Origin of the sequence: Alicyclobacillus tolerans, assembly GCF_900142255.1 — a bacterium.
GTDB classification, from domain to species: Bacteria; Bacillota; Bacilli; order Alicyclobacillales; family Alicyclobacillaceae; genus Alicyclobacillus_I; species Alicyclobacillus_I tolerans.
Window position 1 is genome coordinate 1 of record NZ_FRAF01000011.1, and the last position, 18,142, is coordinate 18,142.

An 18,142-nucleotide genomic window follows, 5' to 3' on the forward strand; every position below is an offset into this window, starting at 1 on the left:
CTTTCCCGCATCAGGCATGCGCCTCATGCGCCTATCCGGCCTTAGCACCCGTTTCCAGGCGTTATTCCGGTCTGTTAGGCAGATTCCCCACGTGTTCCTCACCCGTCCGCCGCTGGTATCTTTCGATACCCGCTCGACTTGCATGTATTAGGCACGCCGCCAGCGTTCGTCCTGAGCCAGGATCAAACTCTCAATGTCTGATTCCTTCTCCCTCGCTCTCTCGAGCTCGGGCACTTCTTCTCTGGCGTTTGGTGATTCTTGTGCGTGTTTAGTTTTCAAGGTTCTCTCGCTGCCAAGGCTCTCTTTCGCGTCCCCTCTTGCAGCGACAGCGACTATCTTACCTCCCTCCAAACTTTTTTGCAACCCCTTTTTGAAAAAAATAATCATGTATTTTTTTCCATCTAATTTATCGGTTTACAAAGAACTTGTGCATTGCTCCAATGGCATGCGGGAAAAACCATAAACAAAGTTAGAGTTAATCAGTTCAGAACGCTTTTCGTCGACCACAAACTGAAAATCCACGTCCAACATATAGCGCAGCGCAATACTAGCTTCCAATCGGGCCAAAGGTGCACCCAGGCAAAAATGGATTCCATGTCCAAAAGCTACATGGCGCAAATTAGTTCTTGTAAGAATAAATTCATTGGCTTGAGGAAAAACGCGATCGTCCCGATTCGCGGATCCTATCCAGGCTACCACGAATTTTCCTGGCGGCAATATTCTTCCCGATAATACCGTTTCACTGATGGTCAATCGAGACATATTTTGCACCGGTGAACGGTAACGTAAAGTTTCCTCAACAGCCTGATCCATTAACTCCGGATTCGCTTTCAGTTGATGCCAGACATCAGGGTAATTGTGAAATGTATAAATGGCATTGGACAATAGATTGGTGGTTGTCTCATTACCCGCCACTAGAAGCAGAATACAAAATCCTAAAATGTCCATATGCGACAGTGCTTCGCCATCTATCTGTGCTTCCAGCAGTCTGCTGATTAAATCGTCCTTCGGTGATTTTTTTCGGCTGGATATAATTTGCGAAAAATACTCAATCATTTCCTGCTGAGCATTGTCATAAGTTATCTCTTCTCCGTTTTCCAAAGCATGCGAGCCAGTAACAATGGCGTCCGACCACTCTTTAAAACGCTCTTGATCGGAAGATGGGACGCCGAGTAATTCGGCAATGACAATCACAGGAAGAGGATAGCTGAATTGTTTTACAAAGTCGGGGCTAGCTGATTCATGAAGATGATGAAATAATTCTTTTGTAATTTCTTGAATGCGAGACTGAAGGGCTGCAATAGCTTTCGGCGTAAAGGCTTGAGATACAAGTGAGCGAAGTAATCGATGACGAGGAGGATCTTGACTGATTAAACTGGCCGAAATCGGATCGTATGCTTCTATATCACCTGATCGTTTTGAAGAAAAGATTGCGTAATTAGAAAGTACTTCTTTCACATCTTCGTAGCAAAACACATGCCAAACTCCCTGTTCGTCTTCATAAATTGGATGGTGTTCACGCATATATGCGTAACCATCAAACGGATTAAGCGATGGCTGTTTAAGAAAGTCGAGCATGTAAAAACCACCCTCCTGATTATTTAACTCTAAAGATACATGAAACTGCGTCACAAAATAACCCTATTGTTTCACAAAATTCCATTACAACTGACGCAAGGTCATGCTAGTCTATGTGATATAGAGAAAGCTTGATGATGTGGGTGCAAAGGGGTGTCAATTCAATCGTGGAGCAGCCCTGGAAAATTCATTTAGGCCCCAATGTCTATTTGGACTTGCGCCAGGAAGCTGTGGTACGTGATGGAATGGTCCGCAATCTATCGCGTCTGCAGTTTCGTCTGCTTCACTTCTTAGCTCAGCACCTCAATACTCCCGTCTCAACCGAATCGTTGATTGAATATGTATGGGGCCAAACTTGGGTGAGTCGTGACGAATTGTACGTCTATATCAGCCGTATTAAGCGAATTTTAGAGATTGACCCAACACGACCAGACCACCTTTTAACGGTACGGGGCTACGGCTATCTTTTACGTACCGAACCGCCCAACTATATCCCAAACATGAATCGTGACGGATGATAACTTCAAGGTTAAATTGAATTTATTAGGGGATAACCTTAACAAACTGTAAGGTTCATTTCTTCAATTGTATGATAATCTAAGACCATCCCAATTGGAATCCTGTAACCAGTATCATCCCTTGAGGACACTTTCTTAAGTGTCTATTTTTTTGGCAGTCAACAACGCTTGCGTTTAAGTGAAGTATTCAATATTCGATCCTTCAAAAAGATTGGCAATTTTTTCTTCAAAGAGCGCACGGATTTGCTGTTGTTGTTCATCACGATACACATATTTCCCTATACCGTATCTCCCCCATTTATATTGCCGATCCGTTTCCTCCATATGGAGTTTAGTCTTTGGATAATTTTTTTCAATCACTCGTTTTGCCGGTTTTGTGAATCGATGCTGAATGATTTCAAAAGTGATTTGCGCGTGATAAGAGCTGGGTATAGTTCTAGAAAGCTCCTCCAATAGCGCTGTGTATTCGTCCTGCCAACCGTCAAACAGATAGACAGGGGCAATAATAAATCCTAGTGGGTACCCCGCCCGTACCACTTTACATGCCGCTTCTATGCGTTTTGAAAGCGGAGACGTGTTTGCCTCAAATTGTTTTACCATGTAGGGCGCATTGACGGAAAATCGAAAACGCGTATGACCTCCATGCTTCGCATCAAGTAAACTATCGACCCAATGATATTTCGTCACAAATCGCAATCTCCCATACGGCTGATTACCCATAAATTCAATTAACCGTCGCAAACTGCCTGTCAAGTGTTCAATACTCAGCGGATCGGACGTACATGCAGCTTCAAAACGGGTAATCTCAGGCTGGCGTTGATGGATATACATTTGTGCCTGTTGAAGAATTTCTTCTATATTCACATAAACGCGAATATAGGGCTTGGCGCCTAGCGTCGTCTGCAAATAACAGTAATGGCAGTGTCCTATGCACCCTGTTGCGATAGGAATTGCATACTCTGCAGAAGGTTTGGATGTATCAAATTTTAATGTTTTCCGTACCCCAACGACCAATGTTCGTTTGGCGTTTCTGTATTTTTGTAACTCTGTATCACCTGGCAAACCTCGGATTTGGTTATGTGAGGTTGTTTCTAGTATTTCCACACCCATGGCATGAAGCTTTTCTAATATTTCTTTGCCCATTGGATATTGAAGCGCTCCGGGTTCAACATAAGCTCTGTCGGGAACGAAAATTTGCATTCAGATCACCTTGCCATCGTTATTTTGACCTATCTTGTACTCTCCCCACACATTCATGCCTTAAAATAAATGAAATTTAGTAAGATTCCTCCATCTGCAAAAAATAAAAAACGACATGCCAATGAATCTACTCATCGACATGTCGCGTTCTATTCAAAATAGATGCAAATGGTTTATGCATCGAGATCGTGCAACAAATCACGACGCAAATATTTTCCCTTCATTTCTACCGCATTCGCCAATGCATAGGCTCGTTCTGCTGCCGTTTGTGCATCTGCTCCTGTCGCGGTAACTGCCAACACGCGACCACCCGCACTCACAAGCTCTCCAGTAGATGAAAGATCTGTGCCGGCTTGAAAAATCACAGTTTGTTTGGGCCAATCCTCTATAGGCGGCAGGACAATGGTATCCCCTTTGCGCGGCGTACCCGGATAACCTTCTGCCGCCAGAATGACAGTTACCGCAGCTTCAGACCGCCAGCTCACTTGCACATCCGATAGACGATGTCTTGCTGTGGCCAGACAAACTTCTAAAAGATCTGTCTCTAGCAGGGGCAGAATTGCCTCCGTTTCAGGATCACCAAATCTCGCGTTGAATTCTACAACCTTCGGCCCATTCGCTGTGACCATTAAACCAACATACAATACACCGCAGTATACGATTCCGTCTTTTTTCAATTCAGACAAAATAGGTTGAACAATGCGCCTCGTGACTTCTTCCACATCAGTCGGTGTAAAACTAGGTACAGGCGCAAAAACACCCATGCCTCCCGTATTAGGGCCTGTGTCCCCTTCTCCAATACGCTTATGATCACGCGCAGGTAACATGGGCTGCACGAAATGTTCATCGACAAAATACATCAGCGAAACTTCTCGACCTGTCATTCTCTCTTCTAATACCACACGGGCTCCCGCTTCACTTTTCATGATTTGCTCAACAGCCGCACGTGTCTCCGCCAGGCTTTCGGCCACAATGACGCCTTTCCCTTTGGCCAGCCCATCCGCTTTTACCACCATAGCTTTTCCAGCCTTGTCCAGATAATCAAGAGCGGACTGCAAATCAGAAAAAGTGGCTGATGCCGCTGTGGGTACATGAGCTCGCTGCATCATTTCTTTGGCATACGCCTTCGACCACTCCAGACGAGCTGCCGCCTTTTTGGGACCAAACGCCAATATCCCCGCAGCTTCTAATTCATCCGCTAATCCGAGAGCGAGAGGAGCTTCCGGGCCAATCACCACCAAGCGGATGGACTTCTCCTGGGCAAAACGAACGATACCTGCCACATCTTCCTCACTGAGAGGAACTCGCGTGGCTAACTTTTCCATCCCCGGGTTGCCCGGGGCTACATATAGCTCCGGCTGTAGATTGCTTTGCGCCAGCTTCCAGATTAAAGCGTGTTCTCTGGCGCCCGATCCAATAACAAGCACCCGCAAAGTTTCAGTCAATGCCAAGCGTCTCCTTTCTCCTAACCGTCCTTGACGCAAAATGGTTGATGGTATCACTTCTCGCAGCATTCCACCTTAAAAATCGCAGTGCAACTTGGATGGTTTAGTGAAGAAAATGCCGTTCTCCTGTAAACACCATGGCAATTTGCTTCTCGTTGGCAGCCTCCACACTTTCCGCATCGCGAATGGAACCGCCAGGTTGAACAATGGCCGCAATACCTGCAGAGGCAGCGGCATCCACCGTATCTCGCATAGGGAAGAATGCGTCAGAGGCCAGTACAGCGCCAACCGCCCTGCTACCAGCTTGGCGTAACGCAATCTCTGCTGCTCCTACGCGATTACTTTGACCAGGCCCAATACCAAGAGTCTGAAAAGCATTAGCCACTACGATGGCATTCGATTTCACATAACGCACTGTTCTCCAGGCAAACTGCAATGCCCGCCATTCTTCCTCACTAGGCGCACGATGAGTTACGACTCTCCATGTTTCCGGGGAACTGACAAACGTATCTACTTCTTGTACCAAAAGGCCGCCGCTAACACGCCGAAAGGTTACATCACCCGGCTGATGAAGAGGCTTGGCCATATCCACGGTCAATAAACGAACATTTTTCTTACGTGCCATAACGGCTAACGCTTCACTGGTATAGTCAGGAGCAATAATAATTTCCAAAAAAAGTTCTGCCATTTTTTCAGCCACACTGCGATTAACCACGCGATTCAAAGCAACTATGCCGCCAAAAATAGATACTGGATCGGCCTCATACGCGCGTGCATAAGCTTCTTCCAGTGTTTCACCAAGGCCAATACCGCAAGGATTCATATGCTTGACAGCAACAACCGCTGCTGTTTGCAAATCATCGAGTCCGCGCAGGATTTGAATCGCTGCATCAGCGTCCTGGATATTGTTGTACGACAATTCTTTGCCTTGTAATTGCTGAGCAGCAGCGATACTTGCCGGGGAAGCTTGCAGATCGCGATAAAAATGTGCAGCCTGATGAGGATTTTCACCATATCTCAACGACTGTTTGCTGATGGCAACATAATGAAACTGCATCGGAAACTCGGATGAAATTGACTTATCATCTGAAACTACGGCTGTATGTTCTGCACGCAGCAAATAATCTGCTACAAAACCATCATAAGCGGCTGTCACCGCAAACACTTTAGCAGCTAATTTTTGTCGATCCGTTGCGGTTAAACTGTCCTCCGCCAGCTTGTCCAAAACCCATCTGTAATCCGCCGGATCGACCAAGGGTATACAACCATGAAAATTTTTTGCTGCTGCCCGCAGCATGGAAGGTCCACCAATGTCAATCATTTCAATACATTCTTCAAACGTAGCGTCCTGACGGGATACTGTATCTGTGAAAGGATATAGATTGACAACCACCAAATCAATTGGATCGATTTGATGTTGACGCAGACTTTCTTGATGTTGCGGATGATTGCGCAAAGCAAGCAACCCTGCATGAATACGCGGATGTAAGGTTTTGACGCGGCCATCCAGCATTTCCGGAAAACCTGTATGCTCTTCCACATCCTTCACAGCTAGACCAGCATTGCGTAAGTGAGTGGCTGTCCCACCCGTAGACAAAATGCCGTAACCCAGTTCAACCAAACGCTGACAAAGCTCCACCACACCTGTTTTATCAAAAACGCTGACAAGTGCATAACGCGCCATGACACATCACCTTTCTGCTTTGAAAATCAACAGATGCTCCCGAACAAATTTAGTTCCAGACAGGTTCATCTCCAGCAATCACTTGACCGATGGGATAGGCCGTTTCCCCCGCCGCCTTGAACCATTCAAGACAAGAAGTTGCGGATTCTTTGGGAACAACCAGCACATAACCAATGCCAAGATTCCAGACGCGCTGCACAGCACGTAAAGATAGACCGGACTGTTCCAGCAAGAACGTCATCAGAGGCGGCAAAGACCATGCGCTGGAGTCGAATTGGACGGTTAATCCTTCCGGCAAGCAACGCGGTACATTTTCAATCAACCCGCCTCCTGTGATGTGAGCCATGGCGTGAATGGGCAGACCCAAAGAGAGAGCTTCGAGCACAGGTTTGACATAAATTCGTGTAGGTTGCAGCAAGGCTTCGCCAAGACTCATCATGCTGCCAGGGAACGTCTGCGTATAAGAAAGTCGCTGATCGGCAACGATTTTACGAACGAGCGAATAACCATTGCTATGCATACCGCTACTAGCTAAGCCAAGCAGTACATGGCCTTCCTGAACAAGGCTTCCATCCACAATCCGATCACGGTTGGCAACCCCTACCGCAAATCCAGCCACGTCGTATTCACCAGGATGATACATACCTGGCATTTCTGCCGTCTCACCGCCAACCAGAGCACAGCCAGCCAACCGACATCCCTCTGCCACGCCTCCTACAACCGCTTCTGCCACATCCACAGACAAGCGTTCTACCGCCAGGTAGTCCAAAAAGAAAAGCGGCGTAGCGCCAGCAGTGAGAATATCGTTGACACACATGGCAACACAGTCAATTCCAATCGTATGGTGTCGATCCAGTTCAAAAGCGATTTTCAATTTTGTTCCAACACCATCGGTACCTGAAAAAAGAACAGGTTTAGGAAAAGCCTGCAAATCGAGTTGAAACCCGCCTGCAAAACCGCCAATTCGCCCCAGCACTCCAGAAGTCTGGGTAGTCCGAGCTAAACGAGCATATCGTTTGGCCGCTTCATTGCCAGCGTCTATATCTACACCTGCCGCTTTGTATACATCTTCACTCACGCACCCCGACCGCCTTTCTCTATATAGGATGGCCTCGTTGCTGTAGCAACGAACGAACCTGTTTCGCCAGTTCCAGCCTTGTCCTTTTCTTGATCTGGCAAATCAGTGGGATAACGTCCTGTAAAGCAAGCATTACAAAAAGGCGCATGTTCGTGAGGGCCAGTAAATTGAAACGCCTCCATTAACTCTTCAACAGTCATATATTCCAGCGAATCTGCTCCCACTTCCCGACAAATCTCCTCCACACTGTGAGTCGCGGCAATCAGTTGCCGGCGAGTGGCTGTATCAATCCCATAATGGCAAGGATTCTTATATGGTGGAGAAGAAATACGCAGATGCACTTCAGTCGCACCAGCGTTTCGCAAAAGTTGTACAATGCGGCGAATGGTTGTACCGCGTACAATCGAGTCGTCAATTAATACAACACGTTTGCCATCCACGATGCCTCGCACCGCGTTCAGCTTCATGCGCACACCCATATCCCGCAATTCCTGAGAAGGTTGAATAAATGTACGCGCAATATATTTGTTTTTAATTAATCCCATTTCAAAAGGAATTTTGCTAGCTTCCGCAAATCCCGAAGCAGCAGAAATACTAGAATCAGGTACACCAATCACAATGTCACCATCCGCAGGATGGCGTTCTGCCAAAATTTTCCCAAGTTTTTTTCGCACTGCATGCACATTGTATCCGTCTATATCGCTGTCCGGACGCGCAAAATAAATATATTCAAACGTACACATGCGTCGTTGCCGCGGTTCGGCAAAGCGTCTGCTGATGATCCCGTCGGATTGAATGGTAATCAATTCTCCTGGTTCAATATCGCGCAAATAACGAGCTCCAATCGTCTCCAGAGCACAGGTTTCAGACGCTAGACAGTAACTTCCATCCAGCTCACCAAGCACCAGCGGACGCAGGCCAAACGGATCGCGCGCAGCAATCAATTGGTCATCTGTCAGCATGACCAGCGCAAAACCGCCTGATATGTCTTGCAGCGCTGACTCTACAGCCGAAACCATCTCTTCTTCTCCCGATCTGGCGATAAGGTGCGCAATAACTTCTGTATCACTGGTGGATTGGAATAAACTGCCCTCCAATTCCAACCCAATTCGCAATTGACGAGCGTTGACCAGATTCCCGTTGTGGGCAATAGCAAGATGATGACGATGCGTAGCAACAGTAATGGGCTGAGCGTTTTGTATCGTATTTTCGCCCGCAGTAGAGTACCGTACGTGACCAATGGCGTTTACACCAGACAACTCTGACAATTCCCCATTGGCAAACACATCTGACACCAATCCCAAGCCTTTGTGACTGTGCATACCGTCGACTGACATGACAGCCATGCCAGCCGCCTCCTGTCCACGATGCTGAAGCGCAATCAGCGCAAAATAAGTGAGTTCTGGAGCTTTCTCATGCTGAAAAATACCAAACACGCCACACTCTTCAACAGGTCGATCCGCTTTTTCTTCTAGATCGCTTGATGTCTCCCATGCTGTTGGACAATCTTTTGATAGCATCCGCGCCTCACCTCCAAGATTGGTTCATGTTATTTTCCAGCGCTGATGTGTAAATTTTCTTTAATTCATGCAAATTAGCCTGAATAGCTGGCGATGATTCACCGTCTATAGAAATGACCAATTCACCACTGGTATTTGTTTCTCCCAAACGCAAAAGCGGCGTGTGGAGAGTGAAAGCTAAATCTTGGAGCATGTTTTCTTTGGAAGCCTGAGCAGCTATCAAGAAACGACTCTGAGCTTCTCCAAACAGTACTCCGGGCAATTGAAATCCTGCTGGCAAGCTGACTGTCATACCAATCGGAGCTGTTTCTTCCACCATTTCAACAAGCGCTACTGCTAAACCACCCTCACTGATATCGTGAGCCGCTGTAATTCCTACTTCGCGAATGGCACGTTGAACAAAACGCTGCACCTTGACTTCCGTTGCCAAGTCAAATGAGGGAGCATCTCCTGCAGCTTGCTGAGCTTTCATTTGCCAGTACAGAGAGCCTTCCAAACCATCCGACAAATTCCCCACCAGATAAACGGCCAAACCCGCTTCCGAAAATTCGGAAGGTGTCGCCAACTGACTGTCCTCCACCACACCAACAACGCCGACGACCGGAGTGGGATAGATATCTTCTCCACCAGTTTCGTTATAAAAAGAAACATTGCCGGAAACTACGGGTGCAGAAAGCGCTCGGCAAGCCTCACTCATGCCTTCAATAGCCTGGGAAAACTGGTACATCACTTCAGGCTTCTCGGGATTGCCGAAGTTGAGACAATTGGTGATAGCCAGTGGCACACCGCCTGCTGCAACGACATTCCGGCAGGCTTCAGCTACCGCAATGGCTCCACCAACGCGAGGATTCAAATATACATAGCGGCCATTACCATCAGACGCCATAGCGACAAGTTTCTCGCTGTCCGGCACGAGTACCAGGGCTGCGTCATAGCCAGGTCCAAAGACGGTAGAAGCCCGCACACTTGTGTCGTATTGATGATAAATCCACTGTTTCTTGGCGATTGACGGATGTGCGAGCAACTTCTCCAGTTCCAACTGATAATTGACCGGATCCGGTGGTAAAGCGACATGAGCACCTGGCGGCTCGTAAACAGCCGCAATTTCACGGTCATAAACGGGCGCTTCATCCACCAACAAACGCACAGGCACATCAGCCACAACTTCGTCGTGAAAATACAGACGAAGACGTCCGTCATCTGTGACTCTGCCCACTTCTGCCACTTGCAAATCCCACTTGCGAAGAATCTGGAAAGCCAGTTCTTCTTTCCCTTTCTCCATGACCACCAACATGCGCTCTTGTGACTCGGAAAGCATCATTTCATAAGGTGTCATCCCTGCTTCCCGACAAGGAACGCGATCGAGCATCATCTCTATACCACCGCCAGCTCGACTCGCCATTTCAGCAGAAGACGATGTCAATCCAGCAGCCCCCATATCCTGAATACCAACTACTGCGCCTGTCGCCATTAGCTCCAGACAAGCCTCCATGAGCAACTTGCCCAAAAAAGGATCGCCCACCTGCACAGCGGAACGCTCTTTGGCGTGCGGATCTTCCGCAGATGCGAATGTCGCACCGTGAATGCCATCTCGACCCGTACGACTACCAACAACAAAAACTGGATTTCCTACCCCGCTCGCCGCGCCTTTGACAATTCTGTCTGCTGGTAACTGGCCCACACACATGGCATTGACGAGTGGATTGTGTCGATAAGACGGGTCAAATACGGCTTCCCCGCCAATGGTTGGAATCCCGACGCAATTGCCGTATCCACCAATTCCAGCAACCACATTCCCGAATAAGTAGCGCGTATGTGCATCATCAAGCGGCCCAAAGCGCAGCGAATTCAAGAAAGCAATGGGTCGCGCTCCCATAGTAAAAATATCTCGCAAAATGCCACCCACACCTGTAGCGGCGCCTTGATAGGGTTCTACGGCCGAGGGATGATTGTGGCTTTCCATTTTGAAGGCAATGCCAATACCGTCGCCAATATCCACAACACCCGCATTTTCACCCGGTCCTTGTAAAACCTGCGGTCCGTCGGTAGGAAATTTTTTAAGATGAATCCGCGAGCTTTTGTATGAACAATGTTCCGACCAAAGGACACCAAACAATCCTGTTTCGAGATAATTCGGTAGGCGTCCAAGTTTTTCCACAACTTGCGCATACTCCGCATCAGTCAGTCCAAGCGAACGATAAATTCCTTCACGTTCTATCTGCTCTGCTGTAGGTTCAGTGTGCATGTGCGCCCTCCCGTTCTGTCACGTATTGATGAATGGAGCGAAATACGCCCGCTCCATCGGTAGAACGCATAAAATCGGCTACCGCCCGCTCTGGATGCGGCATGAGACCTAGCACATTGCGTTCTTTGCTAAGAATCCCCGCAATACTTTCGGACGATCCGTTTGGATTGTCGACATAACGAAACGCGACTCGATGGTCTTCCTGCAGTTCATGAAGAATAGCCGAGTCAGCAAAATATCGCCCTTCGCCATGCGCAATGGGGATACGTAATATATCTCCTGGCTGATAAGCTGCCGTAAACGGTGAACGATTGGTTTCCACACGAAGTTCCACCATTTTGCAATGAAAATGCAAGTCGCGATTTCGCAGCAGTGCTCCCGGTAACAGATGAGCTTCAGTTAACACCTGAAATCCGTTACATATACCAATAATCGGAGTTCCTTGTACCGCCTTGTCGCGCACCGCTTTCATAATCGGCGCAAAACGCGCAATAGCTCCACTTCGCAAATAATCTCCGTAAGAAAACCCTCCTGGCAAAACAATCGCATCGTAATCTGCTAATGACGTCTCTTGATGCCAGACCAGCGTAGCTTCATCCCCTGTTACACGAATAATGGCTTGTTGCGCATCCTCATCACAGTTGGAACCAGGGAAGACAATAACCGCCCATTTCATGCTTCCTGCCTCGCTTCCAAAGTGAACGTGTACATCTCCATAACAGGATTGCAGAGCACATCGCGGCAAGCTCGATCAACCATAGCTTCCGCCGATTCCTGATTGTCTGCTGTCACTAAAAATTCCATGGATTTGCCTATACGCACTTCTTCAATACCCGCAAATCCAAGTGTCAAAAGCGCCTTCTCCACCGCATTACCCTGCGGATCAAATACGCTCGGTTTCAACCAAACGCGCACTTGCGCTCGATACGTTGTCATGATTGAGCACCTCCTGTTAACAATCGACGCAACATTTCTTGATACGCTTCTTCCACACCGCCAAGATCGCGCCGAAAACGATCCTTGTCCAATTTTTCACCTGTCTCTATATCCCAAAAGCGGCAAGTGTCTGGAGAAATCTCATCTGCCAGAAGAATTTGTCCATCCTCTGCAAAACCAAATTCCAACTTAAAATCCACCAACTGTACACCCAATTGCAGAAATTGAGCAAGCAGCAAGCGGTTTACCTCCAGAGCCCGATTGCGAAGTTCTTCCACATCTTGCGGTGTTGCTATATGCAAAACTCGTATGTGGTCTTCTGTCACTAGCGGATCTCCCAAAGCATCATCTTTGTAATAAAATTCCACAATAGGTTCATCCAAATGTGTTCCTTCAACCAATCCCAGTCGCTTGGCCATACTACCTGCAGCCAAGTTGCGCACCACCACTTCGAGTGGAATAATCTCGACTCGACGCACCAGGGTTTCGCATGCCGACACTTCCTCGACAAAATGATTGGGAACCCCGTTCTTTGCGAGATATTGAAAAAGCAAGTTGCTCATACGGTTGTTAATCTCGCCTTTTCCTTTAATTGTTCCGCGCTTCTCTCCGTTAAAAGCGGTAGCGTCGTCTTTATAGCGAACCAGATAGTAGTCTGGGTGATCGGTTGCAAATACTTTTTTTGCCTTGCCCTCATAGATCTGCTCCAGTACTTCCATATACGCGCAAACCTCCTTCGCAAATTGGTGAAAACCCTGTGGTGGGCAACATCTTAAATGCCTAGACGCTCTAAAATCATATCCACATGTTTGGTATGCCAAGCCGGGTTGAAACACTCGTCCAGTTCTTCCGGCGTCAACAACTCGCGAACCTGGGGAACTGAAGAAATGATGTCTTTAAAAGAACGCCCTTCTTCCCATGCTTGCATGGCGCGAGGTTGGACAATGTCGTAAGCCTCTTCGCGCGCCATCCCCTTATCAATCAGCATCGTTAAAACACGTTGCGAAAACGTCAAGCCATGCGTACGTTCCATATTGCGCAGCATGTTTTCTGGGAAAACTGTAAGATCTCCTAAAATCCGGTTCATTCTGTTCAACATATAATCCAGCAAAATGGTAGCGTCCGGAAAAACAATTCGTTCAACGGAGGAATGACTGATATCTCGTTCATGCCACAAAACAACGTCTTCCAGCGCCGGTACCACATAGCCGCGCAAAACCCGAGCCAATCCCGAAATCTGTTCGCAAGAGACAGGATTTCGTTTATGTGGCATGGCGGAAGAACCTTTCTGACCTTTATAAAATGGCTCTTCTAACTCGCGAATTTCCGATTTTTGAAGAGCCCGAATTTCTGTTGCTATTTTGTCCAACGTAGTTCCTATGAGAGAAAGGGTAAAGAGAAATTCTGCATGTCGATCGCGCTGCAACGTCTGTGTAGAGATTGGAGCAGGTTTAAGACCCAACTGCTCACAAACAAACTGCTCTACAAACGGATCGACATTAGCGTAAGTCCCCACTGCGCCTGAAATCTTTCCGTAACGCATCCGTTCAGCAGCAGCTTGAAAACGCTCCATATTGCGCAGCATCTCTGCGTACCAAAGACCAACTTTGAGTCCAAATGTGGTAGGTTCAGCGTGAACACCATGTGTACGTCCCATCATGATGGTATGGCGGTGCTTGTCCGCAAGTTGGCGAAGAGTGACTAACAGGGTTTCTATATCTTGAGTTATCAACTTGACGGCGCCTTGTAATTGAGCTGAGAGAGCAGTATCCACCACATCCGTGGATGTCAGTCCATAATGCACCCATTTTCGCTCAGGCCCCAGTGATTCTGAAACAGCACGTGTAAATGCCACCACATCGTGTCGTGTTTCCTGTTCAATCTCCAACACTCGATGGACATCAAAACGCGCGTTGTCACGAATTTTCTGAGCATCTTCACGAGGCACCACTCCAAGGCGTGCCCACGCTTCCACTGCCAGTTTCTCAACCTCCAGCCACCATTCCATACGCGCTTGAAGCGTCCACAAGTTTGCCATTTCCGGCTGCGAGTAGCGATCGATCACTCTTGTTCCCCCTCATAATGGCCATTTTACAGTTGGCCCTGTTCCTCTCTATGTTACCACGAAAAAACTTAAACCCGAACATTTTTTATAAATTGATACAGAATGTTCGCCATTCATGGCTCTATAGGTTTGTCTACACAATTTTGCCTTTTTGCCGTTCCCTCATGCGCTAATGCAACATACGATGACCATTGTCTGGGGGAACTGACCGATGCATAACAACCGAAAACCTGAGATGGGAAAGTATCTTTTGTGGCAATACTTTCGTCGACACCCATTTTTGCGATCTTATTTGCCAGAAACACGCCGCTATTCATTCGGCGCACTAAAGCATTTTCTCAACCGCTATCAGGCAGTGTATATCAAGCCATCAGCAGGCTCACGCGGACGTGATATTTATAAAGTTTGGCAAGCCAAGCGAAGGTTTTGGTTAAAAGAAACGACTCATCCGGCAATGGCTTTTACTTCTATAGAAAAACTTCACCTTCACTTGCAAAAAACAGCCCTTCGTCGGGAACGTTATATTATCCAACAAGCTATAGATTTGGCCGAATATTTGGGTTCTCCTTTTGATATTCGTTCGATGGCACAAAAAGCAAAGCCGGGTGGTCGCTGGTTGTTCTCTGGGATGCTGGCAAAAGTGGCTGGTAAACACAGCGTCGTCACCAACGTTGCTCGCAGCCACGGCTATGTGATAACAGTCGATGCCGCTTTACGTCACAGCTTTCACTGGGACAGCCAAAAGATTGCTAACGTCAAGAAAGAAATGATTCAAATTACACTACTCGCTGCAAAGCATCTGGATAATTATCAAACTTACCGAGAACTCGGATTGGATATAGCCTTAGACTCATCAGGGCGAATTTGGATTATAGAGGAGAACACAGGTCCTAGTCATGCGCTGTTCGCACGCCTTCATAGTGACCTCTCTATGTATAGACTGATTCAACGGCGCAGTCGCGCTTACCGATTGGCCAAAAAATCACGACGAAAGTAGTTTGTGGTAGAAAATTACAACCAATCAGCCAAATCTTCTTTTTTTAGAAGCAGCCGAGATCGTACAAATCGGTGTATGATGCTTTTGACGCACAAGGAGGCTGGCATGGTTGAAACTGGTATCATGGAATGTCAATGGTTTGCGCGCATGCGTAAATAAAGGTTTTCTGGATTACTTTCATCACATCCAAGCTGATGTCTTTTGTATACAGGAAACGAAGTTGCAGCAGGGACAAATTATATTAGATATAGGCGATACATATCAGACATATTGGAACTATGCTGAAAAAAAGGGCTACTCTGGAACCGCCATATTTACAAAAACCCCCCCTCTGTCTGTCTACTACGGAATTGAACAAAACCTAGAACCTGAAGGGCGCATCATAACATTGGAGTTTCCATCTTGTTATGTTGTCAACGTTTACACCCCTAACGCCAAACGCGATTTGTCTCGTTTGGCCTATCGATTGGAATGGGAGGACAGGTTTCGTGCGTATTTACTGAATCTGGATGCCATCAAGCCCGTCATTGCGTGTGGTGACTTGAACGTAGCACACGAGGAAAAAGATATTAAGAATGCCAAATCGAATCGGGGGAACTCGGGTTTTACTGACGAAGAACGGAACAAAATGACTCTGCTACTAGACTCGGGCTTTACCGATACTTTTCGCTATCTCTATCCAGATCGGACGGAAGCCTATACATGGTGGTCGTATATGCCTAAAGTACGCGAACGTAATATCGGTTGGCGAATTGATTATTTTTTGCTATCCAACCGCTTGCGAGATCGGATAATGGACGTTCAAATCGATGCTCATGTATACGGAAGCGATCACTGTCCAATTGTGCTCGACATGGCTTAATTTCTCCGTTCTGGAGTGTCCACTATATTGTCTTAATATCATGATGAAGAAAGGGAGCGCCTGTATCAGACGTTCCCTTCCGTTTCAAAATCGATGACTATTAAATCTTCCATTCCTAGTTGACGAAGATGTTCCACATAACTTTGATGTGCAGGATGTGGACCGTAAGCAGCCAACGCTTCTCGATTCACAAATTGTACCGTCAATCCAACATTAAAACCTCGTCCACGACCACTGAAGTCTCTCCCCATCTGCATGCCAAGAATACCGGGAATCTCTTTGGAGAGTTTGCTTGCGCCTTGCTCGACCATGCTCCATGTTTCATCATTCAGCGTTTCTCTAAATTGAAACATCACCATGTGTTGAATCATGCGAGAATCTCCTCTCCTTGACTTTACTCCCATTCAATCGTTGCTGGAGGTTTGGAAGTGATATCATAAACCACACGGTTAATTCCCGGTACCTCGTTAACGATGCGAGTTGAAATACGTTCTAGCACGTCATATGGAATACGCGCCCAATCCGCCGTCATTCCATCTTGCGAGACTACACCACGCACAGCTACTGTAAATCCGTACGTCCGTTCATCACCCATAACACCCACAGAACGATTTCCGGTTAAAACAGTAAAGTACTGCCAAATCTCTCGATCCAGTCCAGCTTTAGCAATCTCGTCGCGAAGAATGGCATCTGATTCACGAACAAGAGACAACTTTTCTTCATCCACGTCGCCAATAATTCGAATAGCAAGACCGGGACCCGGAAAGGGTTGACGATGCACAAGCGCTGCGGGTAATCCAAGTTTTTCTCCTAACGCCCGCACTTCATCTTTAAACAATTCTTTCAACGGTTCAACCAATTCAAAACGTATATCTTCCGGCAATCCACCCACATTGTGATGCGACTTAATCGTAGCCGCAGTCGCTGTACCTGACTCCACAATATCCGTATAAAGGGTTCCTTGAACCAGAAAAGAAAATGGTCCGAGGCGCTCTGAAGCTTCCTCAAAGACACGAATAAACTCGGTGCCAATCAACTTTCGTTTCTGCTCCGGATCGCTAACTCCTGTCAATTGACCAAGGAACCTCTGGCGAGCATCAATGCGTTCCACATGCACTCCCAAATCGCCAGCAAGTGATTCCATCACCTGTTGAGATTCGCCTTTTCGCAAAAGACCGTGATCGACAAAAACAGCCGTCAGTTGCTCACCAATGGCGCGATGTACCAACGCTGCCGCAACTGCCGAATCCACGCCTCCAGAGATGGCACAGAGCGCTCGTTCACCACCTACACGCTGACGAATCGCAGACACACTTTCGGAAATCAAATTGTCCATTGTCCAATCGCCGCTGCAACCACAGATTTCAAAGAGGAAATTTCGCAACAAATCGAGGCCGTATTCACTATGGCGCACTTCCGGATGGTACTGAACAGCATAAAATTGCCGCTCTCTATGACTCATGGCAGCAATCGTTCCATTATCTGTGCGAGCGTCACATTGGAAGCCCGGCGGTACAGCCTGAACGGCATCCGTATGGCTCATCCAGACTGACTGTTGTTGAGGCAATCCATTAAAAAGTACAGACGGCTCTGGCTCTAGTCGCAATTGTGAGCGTCCATATTCGCGAACCAGTCCACGATGAACCTGCGCTTCAAAATGTTTAGCCAATAATTGCATACCATAACAAATACCCAAAATGGGGACGCCAAGTTGATAAACTTCCGGTGTTACCGTTGGTGCACCTGGTGCAAAAACACTATTAGGACCACCACTAAAGACAATGCCCTTCAAGTTGCGCGCTCGCAACTCTTCCACACTGACTGTAGGTGTCAAAAGTTCAGAGTACACTTGCATATCGCGAATGCGGCGAGCAATCAATTGATTGTACTGACCGCCAAAATCAATCACCACTACCGTTTCATGCTGGGACACTTGTGATTTCCACTCCCCTGGTGTCACGATGTCCACTGTGTATGGACAAGCGCTGATTCGCCCCTCATTCTACAGAGTGCA

At 47.3% G+C, this 18,142-nt stretch carries 16 protein-coding genes and 1 rRNA gene; 3 read left to right on the forward strand and 14 right to left on the reverse strand.

Features of this window, described 5'->3' with window-relative positions:
* Nucleotides 1-198 (reverse strand): 16S ribosomal RNA (locus BUA75_RS07330); the annotation flags it as partial.
* A 216-nt stretch (nt 199-414) separates the two neighbouring features.
* Complete coding sequence (locus BUA75_RS07335; RefSeq protein ID WP_207549727.1) at nt 415-1,632, reverse strand: cytochrome P450; 1,218 nt, start codon at nt 1,630-1,632, stop codon at nt 415-417.
* A gap of 83 nt (nt 1,633-1,715) precedes the next feature.
* Here BUA75_RS07335 and BUA75_RS07340 point away from each other — a divergent pair, with 83 nt between their 5' ends.
* Nucleotides 1,716-2,096 carry a winged helix-turn-helix domain-containing protein gene (locus BUA75_RS07340; RefSeq protein ID WP_207549728.1) on the forward strand — a complete coding sequence of 127 codons (381 nt, stop codon included), beginning with the start codon at nt 1,716-1,718 and terminating at the stop codon, nt 2,094-2,096.
* Between the two features lie 174 nt (nt 2,097-2,270).
* Here BUA75_RS07340 and splB read toward each other — a convergent pair whose 3' ends face one another.
* The 10 genes from splB to purB all read right to left on the reverse strand — a co-directional run bounded on the left by splB (nt 2,271) and on the right by purB (nt 14,269).
* Complete coding sequence (gene splB, locus BUA75_RS07345; protein WP_072873964.1) at nt 2,271-3,296, reverse strand: spore photoproduct lyase; 1,026 nt, start codon at nt 3,294-3,296, stop codon at nt 2,271-2,273.
* A 173-nt stretch (nt 3,297-3,469) separates the two neighbouring features.
* Nucleotides 3,470-4,810 carry a phosphoribosylamine--glycine ligase gene (gene purD / locus BUA75_RS07350; RefSeq protein WP_083574174.1) on the reverse strand — a complete coding sequence of 447 codons (1,341 nt, stop codon included), beginning with the start codon at nt 4,808-4,810 and terminating at the stop codon, nt 3,470-3,472.
* A 34-nt stretch (nt 4,811-4,844) separates the two neighbouring features.
* Nucleotides 4,845-6,425 (reverse strand): bifunctional phosphoribosylaminoimidazolecarboxamide formyltransferase/IMP cyclohydrolase, encoded by a 1,581-nt coding sequence (gene purH, locus BUA75_RS07355; protein ID WP_072873965.1) that lies wholly within the window; start codon nt 6,423-6,425, stop codon nt 4,845-4,847.
* Nucleotides 6,426-6,474: 49 nt separating this feature from the next.
* Nucleotides 6,475-7,503, reverse strand: coding sequence for a phosphoribosylformylglycinamidine cyclo-ligase (gene purM, locus BUA75_RS07360; RefSeq protein WP_072873966.1), 1,029 nt, complete (start codon nt 7,501-7,503; stop codon nt 6,475-6,477).
* The gene (purF, locus tag BUA75_RS07365) at nt 7,500-9,023 is read right to left on the reverse strand and encodes an amidophosphoribosyltransferase (protein ID WP_083574175.1); all 1,524 of its coding nucleotides are present in this window, start codon (nt 9,021-9,023) and stop codon (nt 7,500-7,502) included. Before purF ends, purM begins: the two co-directional genes overlap by 4 nt.
* Before the next feature lie 7 nt (nt 9,024-9,030).
* Nucleotides 9,031-11,268 carry a phosphoribosylformylglycinamidine synthase subunit PurL gene (gene purL, locus BUA75_RS07370; protein WP_072873967.1) on the reverse strand — a complete coding sequence of 746 codons (2,238 nt, stop codon included), beginning with the start codon at nt 11,266-11,268 and terminating at the stop codon, nt 9,031-9,033.
* Nucleotides 11,258-11,944, reverse strand: a complete 687-nt coding sequence (gene purQ, locus BUA75_RS07375) for a phosphoribosylformylglycinamidine synthase subunit PurQ (RefSeq protein ID WP_072873968.1) — start codon at nt 11,942-11,944, stop codon at nt 11,258-11,260. Before purQ ends, purL begins: the two co-directional genes overlap by 11 nt.
* Nucleotides 11,941-12,204, reverse strand: coding sequence for a phosphoribosylformylglycinamidine synthase subunit PurS (gene purS, locus BUA75_RS07380; RefSeq protein ID WP_072873969.1), 264 nt, complete (start codon nt 12,202-12,204; stop codon nt 11,941-11,943). Before purS ends, purQ begins: the two co-directional genes overlap by 4 nt.
* Complete coding sequence (gene purC / locus BUA75_RS07385; protein WP_072873970.1) at nt 12,201-12,923, reverse strand: phosphoribosylaminoimidazolesuccinocarboxamide synthase; 723 nt, start codon at nt 12,921-12,923, stop codon at nt 12,201-12,203. The genes purS and purC overlap by 4 nt, the downstream gene beginning before the upstream one ends.
* 53 nt (nt 12,924-12,976) lie before the next feature.
* The gene (purB, locus tag BUA75_RS07390) at nt 12,977-14,269 is read right to left on the reverse strand and encodes an adenylosuccinate lyase (protein WP_072873971.1); all 1,293 of its coding nucleotides are present in this window, start codon (nt 14,267-14,269) and stop codon (nt 12,977-12,979) included.
* A gap of 211 nt (nt 14,270-14,480) precedes the next feature.
* Between purB and BUA75_RS07395 the strand changes: the two genes are divergently transcribed.
* Nucleotides 14,481-15,266 carry a YheC/YheD family protein gene (locus tag BUA75_RS07395; RefSeq protein ID WP_072873972.1) on the forward strand — a complete coding sequence of 262 codons (786 nt, stop codon included), beginning with the start codon at nt 14,481-14,483 and terminating at the stop codon, nt 15,264-15,266.
* 109 nt (nt 15,267-15,375) lie between these two features.
* A complete protein-coding gene (locus tag BUA75_RS07400) occupies nt 15,376-16,128 on the forward strand; it encodes an exodeoxyribonuclease III (protein ID WP_072873973.1) in 753 nt (250 codons plus the stop codon).
* Between the two features lie 65 nt (nt 16,129-16,193).
* Here the strand turns inward: BUA75_RS07400 and BUA75_RS07405 are convergent, their stop codons facing one another.
* On the reverse strand, nt 16,194-16,499 hold the full coding sequence (locus tag BUA75_RS07405; protein WP_072873974.1) for a Dabb family protein: 306 nt from the start codon (nt 16,497-16,499) through the stop codon (nt 16,194-16,196).
* A gap of 23 nt (nt 16,500-16,522) precedes the next feature.
* On the reverse strand, nt 16,523-18,088 hold the full coding sequence (gene guaA / locus BUA75_RS07410; RefSeq protein ID WP_278247851.1) for a glutamine-hydrolyzing GMP synthase: 1,566 nt from the start codon (nt 18,086-18,088) through the stop codon (nt 16,523-16,525).
* Between the last annotated feature and the right edge of the window lie 54 nt (nt 18,089-18,142).

What these genes read in the sequence shown, in the direction of transcription:
- BUA75_RS07340 (WP_207549728.1), top strand. Translation starts at nt 1,716, where the DNA reads ATGTGGGTGCAAAGGGGTGTCAATTCAATCGTGGAGCAGCCCTGGAAA.
- splB (WP_072873964.1), bottom strand. Translation starts at nt 3,296, where the DNA reads ATGCAAATTTTCGTTCCCGACAGAGCTTATGTTGAACCCGGAGCGCTT.
- purD (WP_083574174.1), bottom strand. Translation starts at nt 4,810, where the DNA reads ATGCTGCGAGAAGTGATACCATCAACCATTTTGCGTCAAGGACGGTTA.
- purH (WP_072873965.1), bottom strand. Translation starts at nt 6,425, where the DNA reads ATGGCGCGTTATGCACTTGTCAGCGTTTTTGATAAAACAGGTGTGGTG.
- purF (WP_083574175.1), bottom strand. Translation starts at nt 9,023, where the DNA reads ATGCTATCAAAAGATTGTCCAACAGCATGGGAGACATCAAGCGATCTA.
- purL (WP_072873967.1), bottom strand. Translation starts at nt 11,268, where the DNA reads ATGCACACTGAACCTACAGCAGAGCAGATAGAACGTGAAGGAATTTAT.
- purQ (WP_072873968.1), bottom strand. Translation starts at nt 11,944, where the DNA reads ATGAAATGGGCGGTTATTGTCTTCCCTGGTTCCAACTGTGATGAGGAT.
- purS (WP_072873969.1), bottom strand. Translation starts at nt 12,204, where the DNA reads ATGACAACGTATCGAGCGCAAGTGCGCGTTTGGTTGAAACCGAGCGTA.
- purC (WP_072873970.1), bottom strand. Translation starts at nt 12,923, where the DNA reads ATGGAAGTACTGGAGCAGATCTATGAGGGCAAGGCAAAAAAAGTATTT.
- BUA75_RS07395 (WP_072873972.1), top strand. Translation starts at nt 14,481, where the DNA reads ATGCATAACAACCGAAAACCTGAGATGGGAAAGTATCTTTTGTGGCAA.
- BUA75_RS07405 (WP_072873974.1), bottom strand. Translation starts at nt 16,499, where the DNA reads ATGATTCAACACATGGTGATGTTTCAATTTAGAGAAACGCTGAATGAT.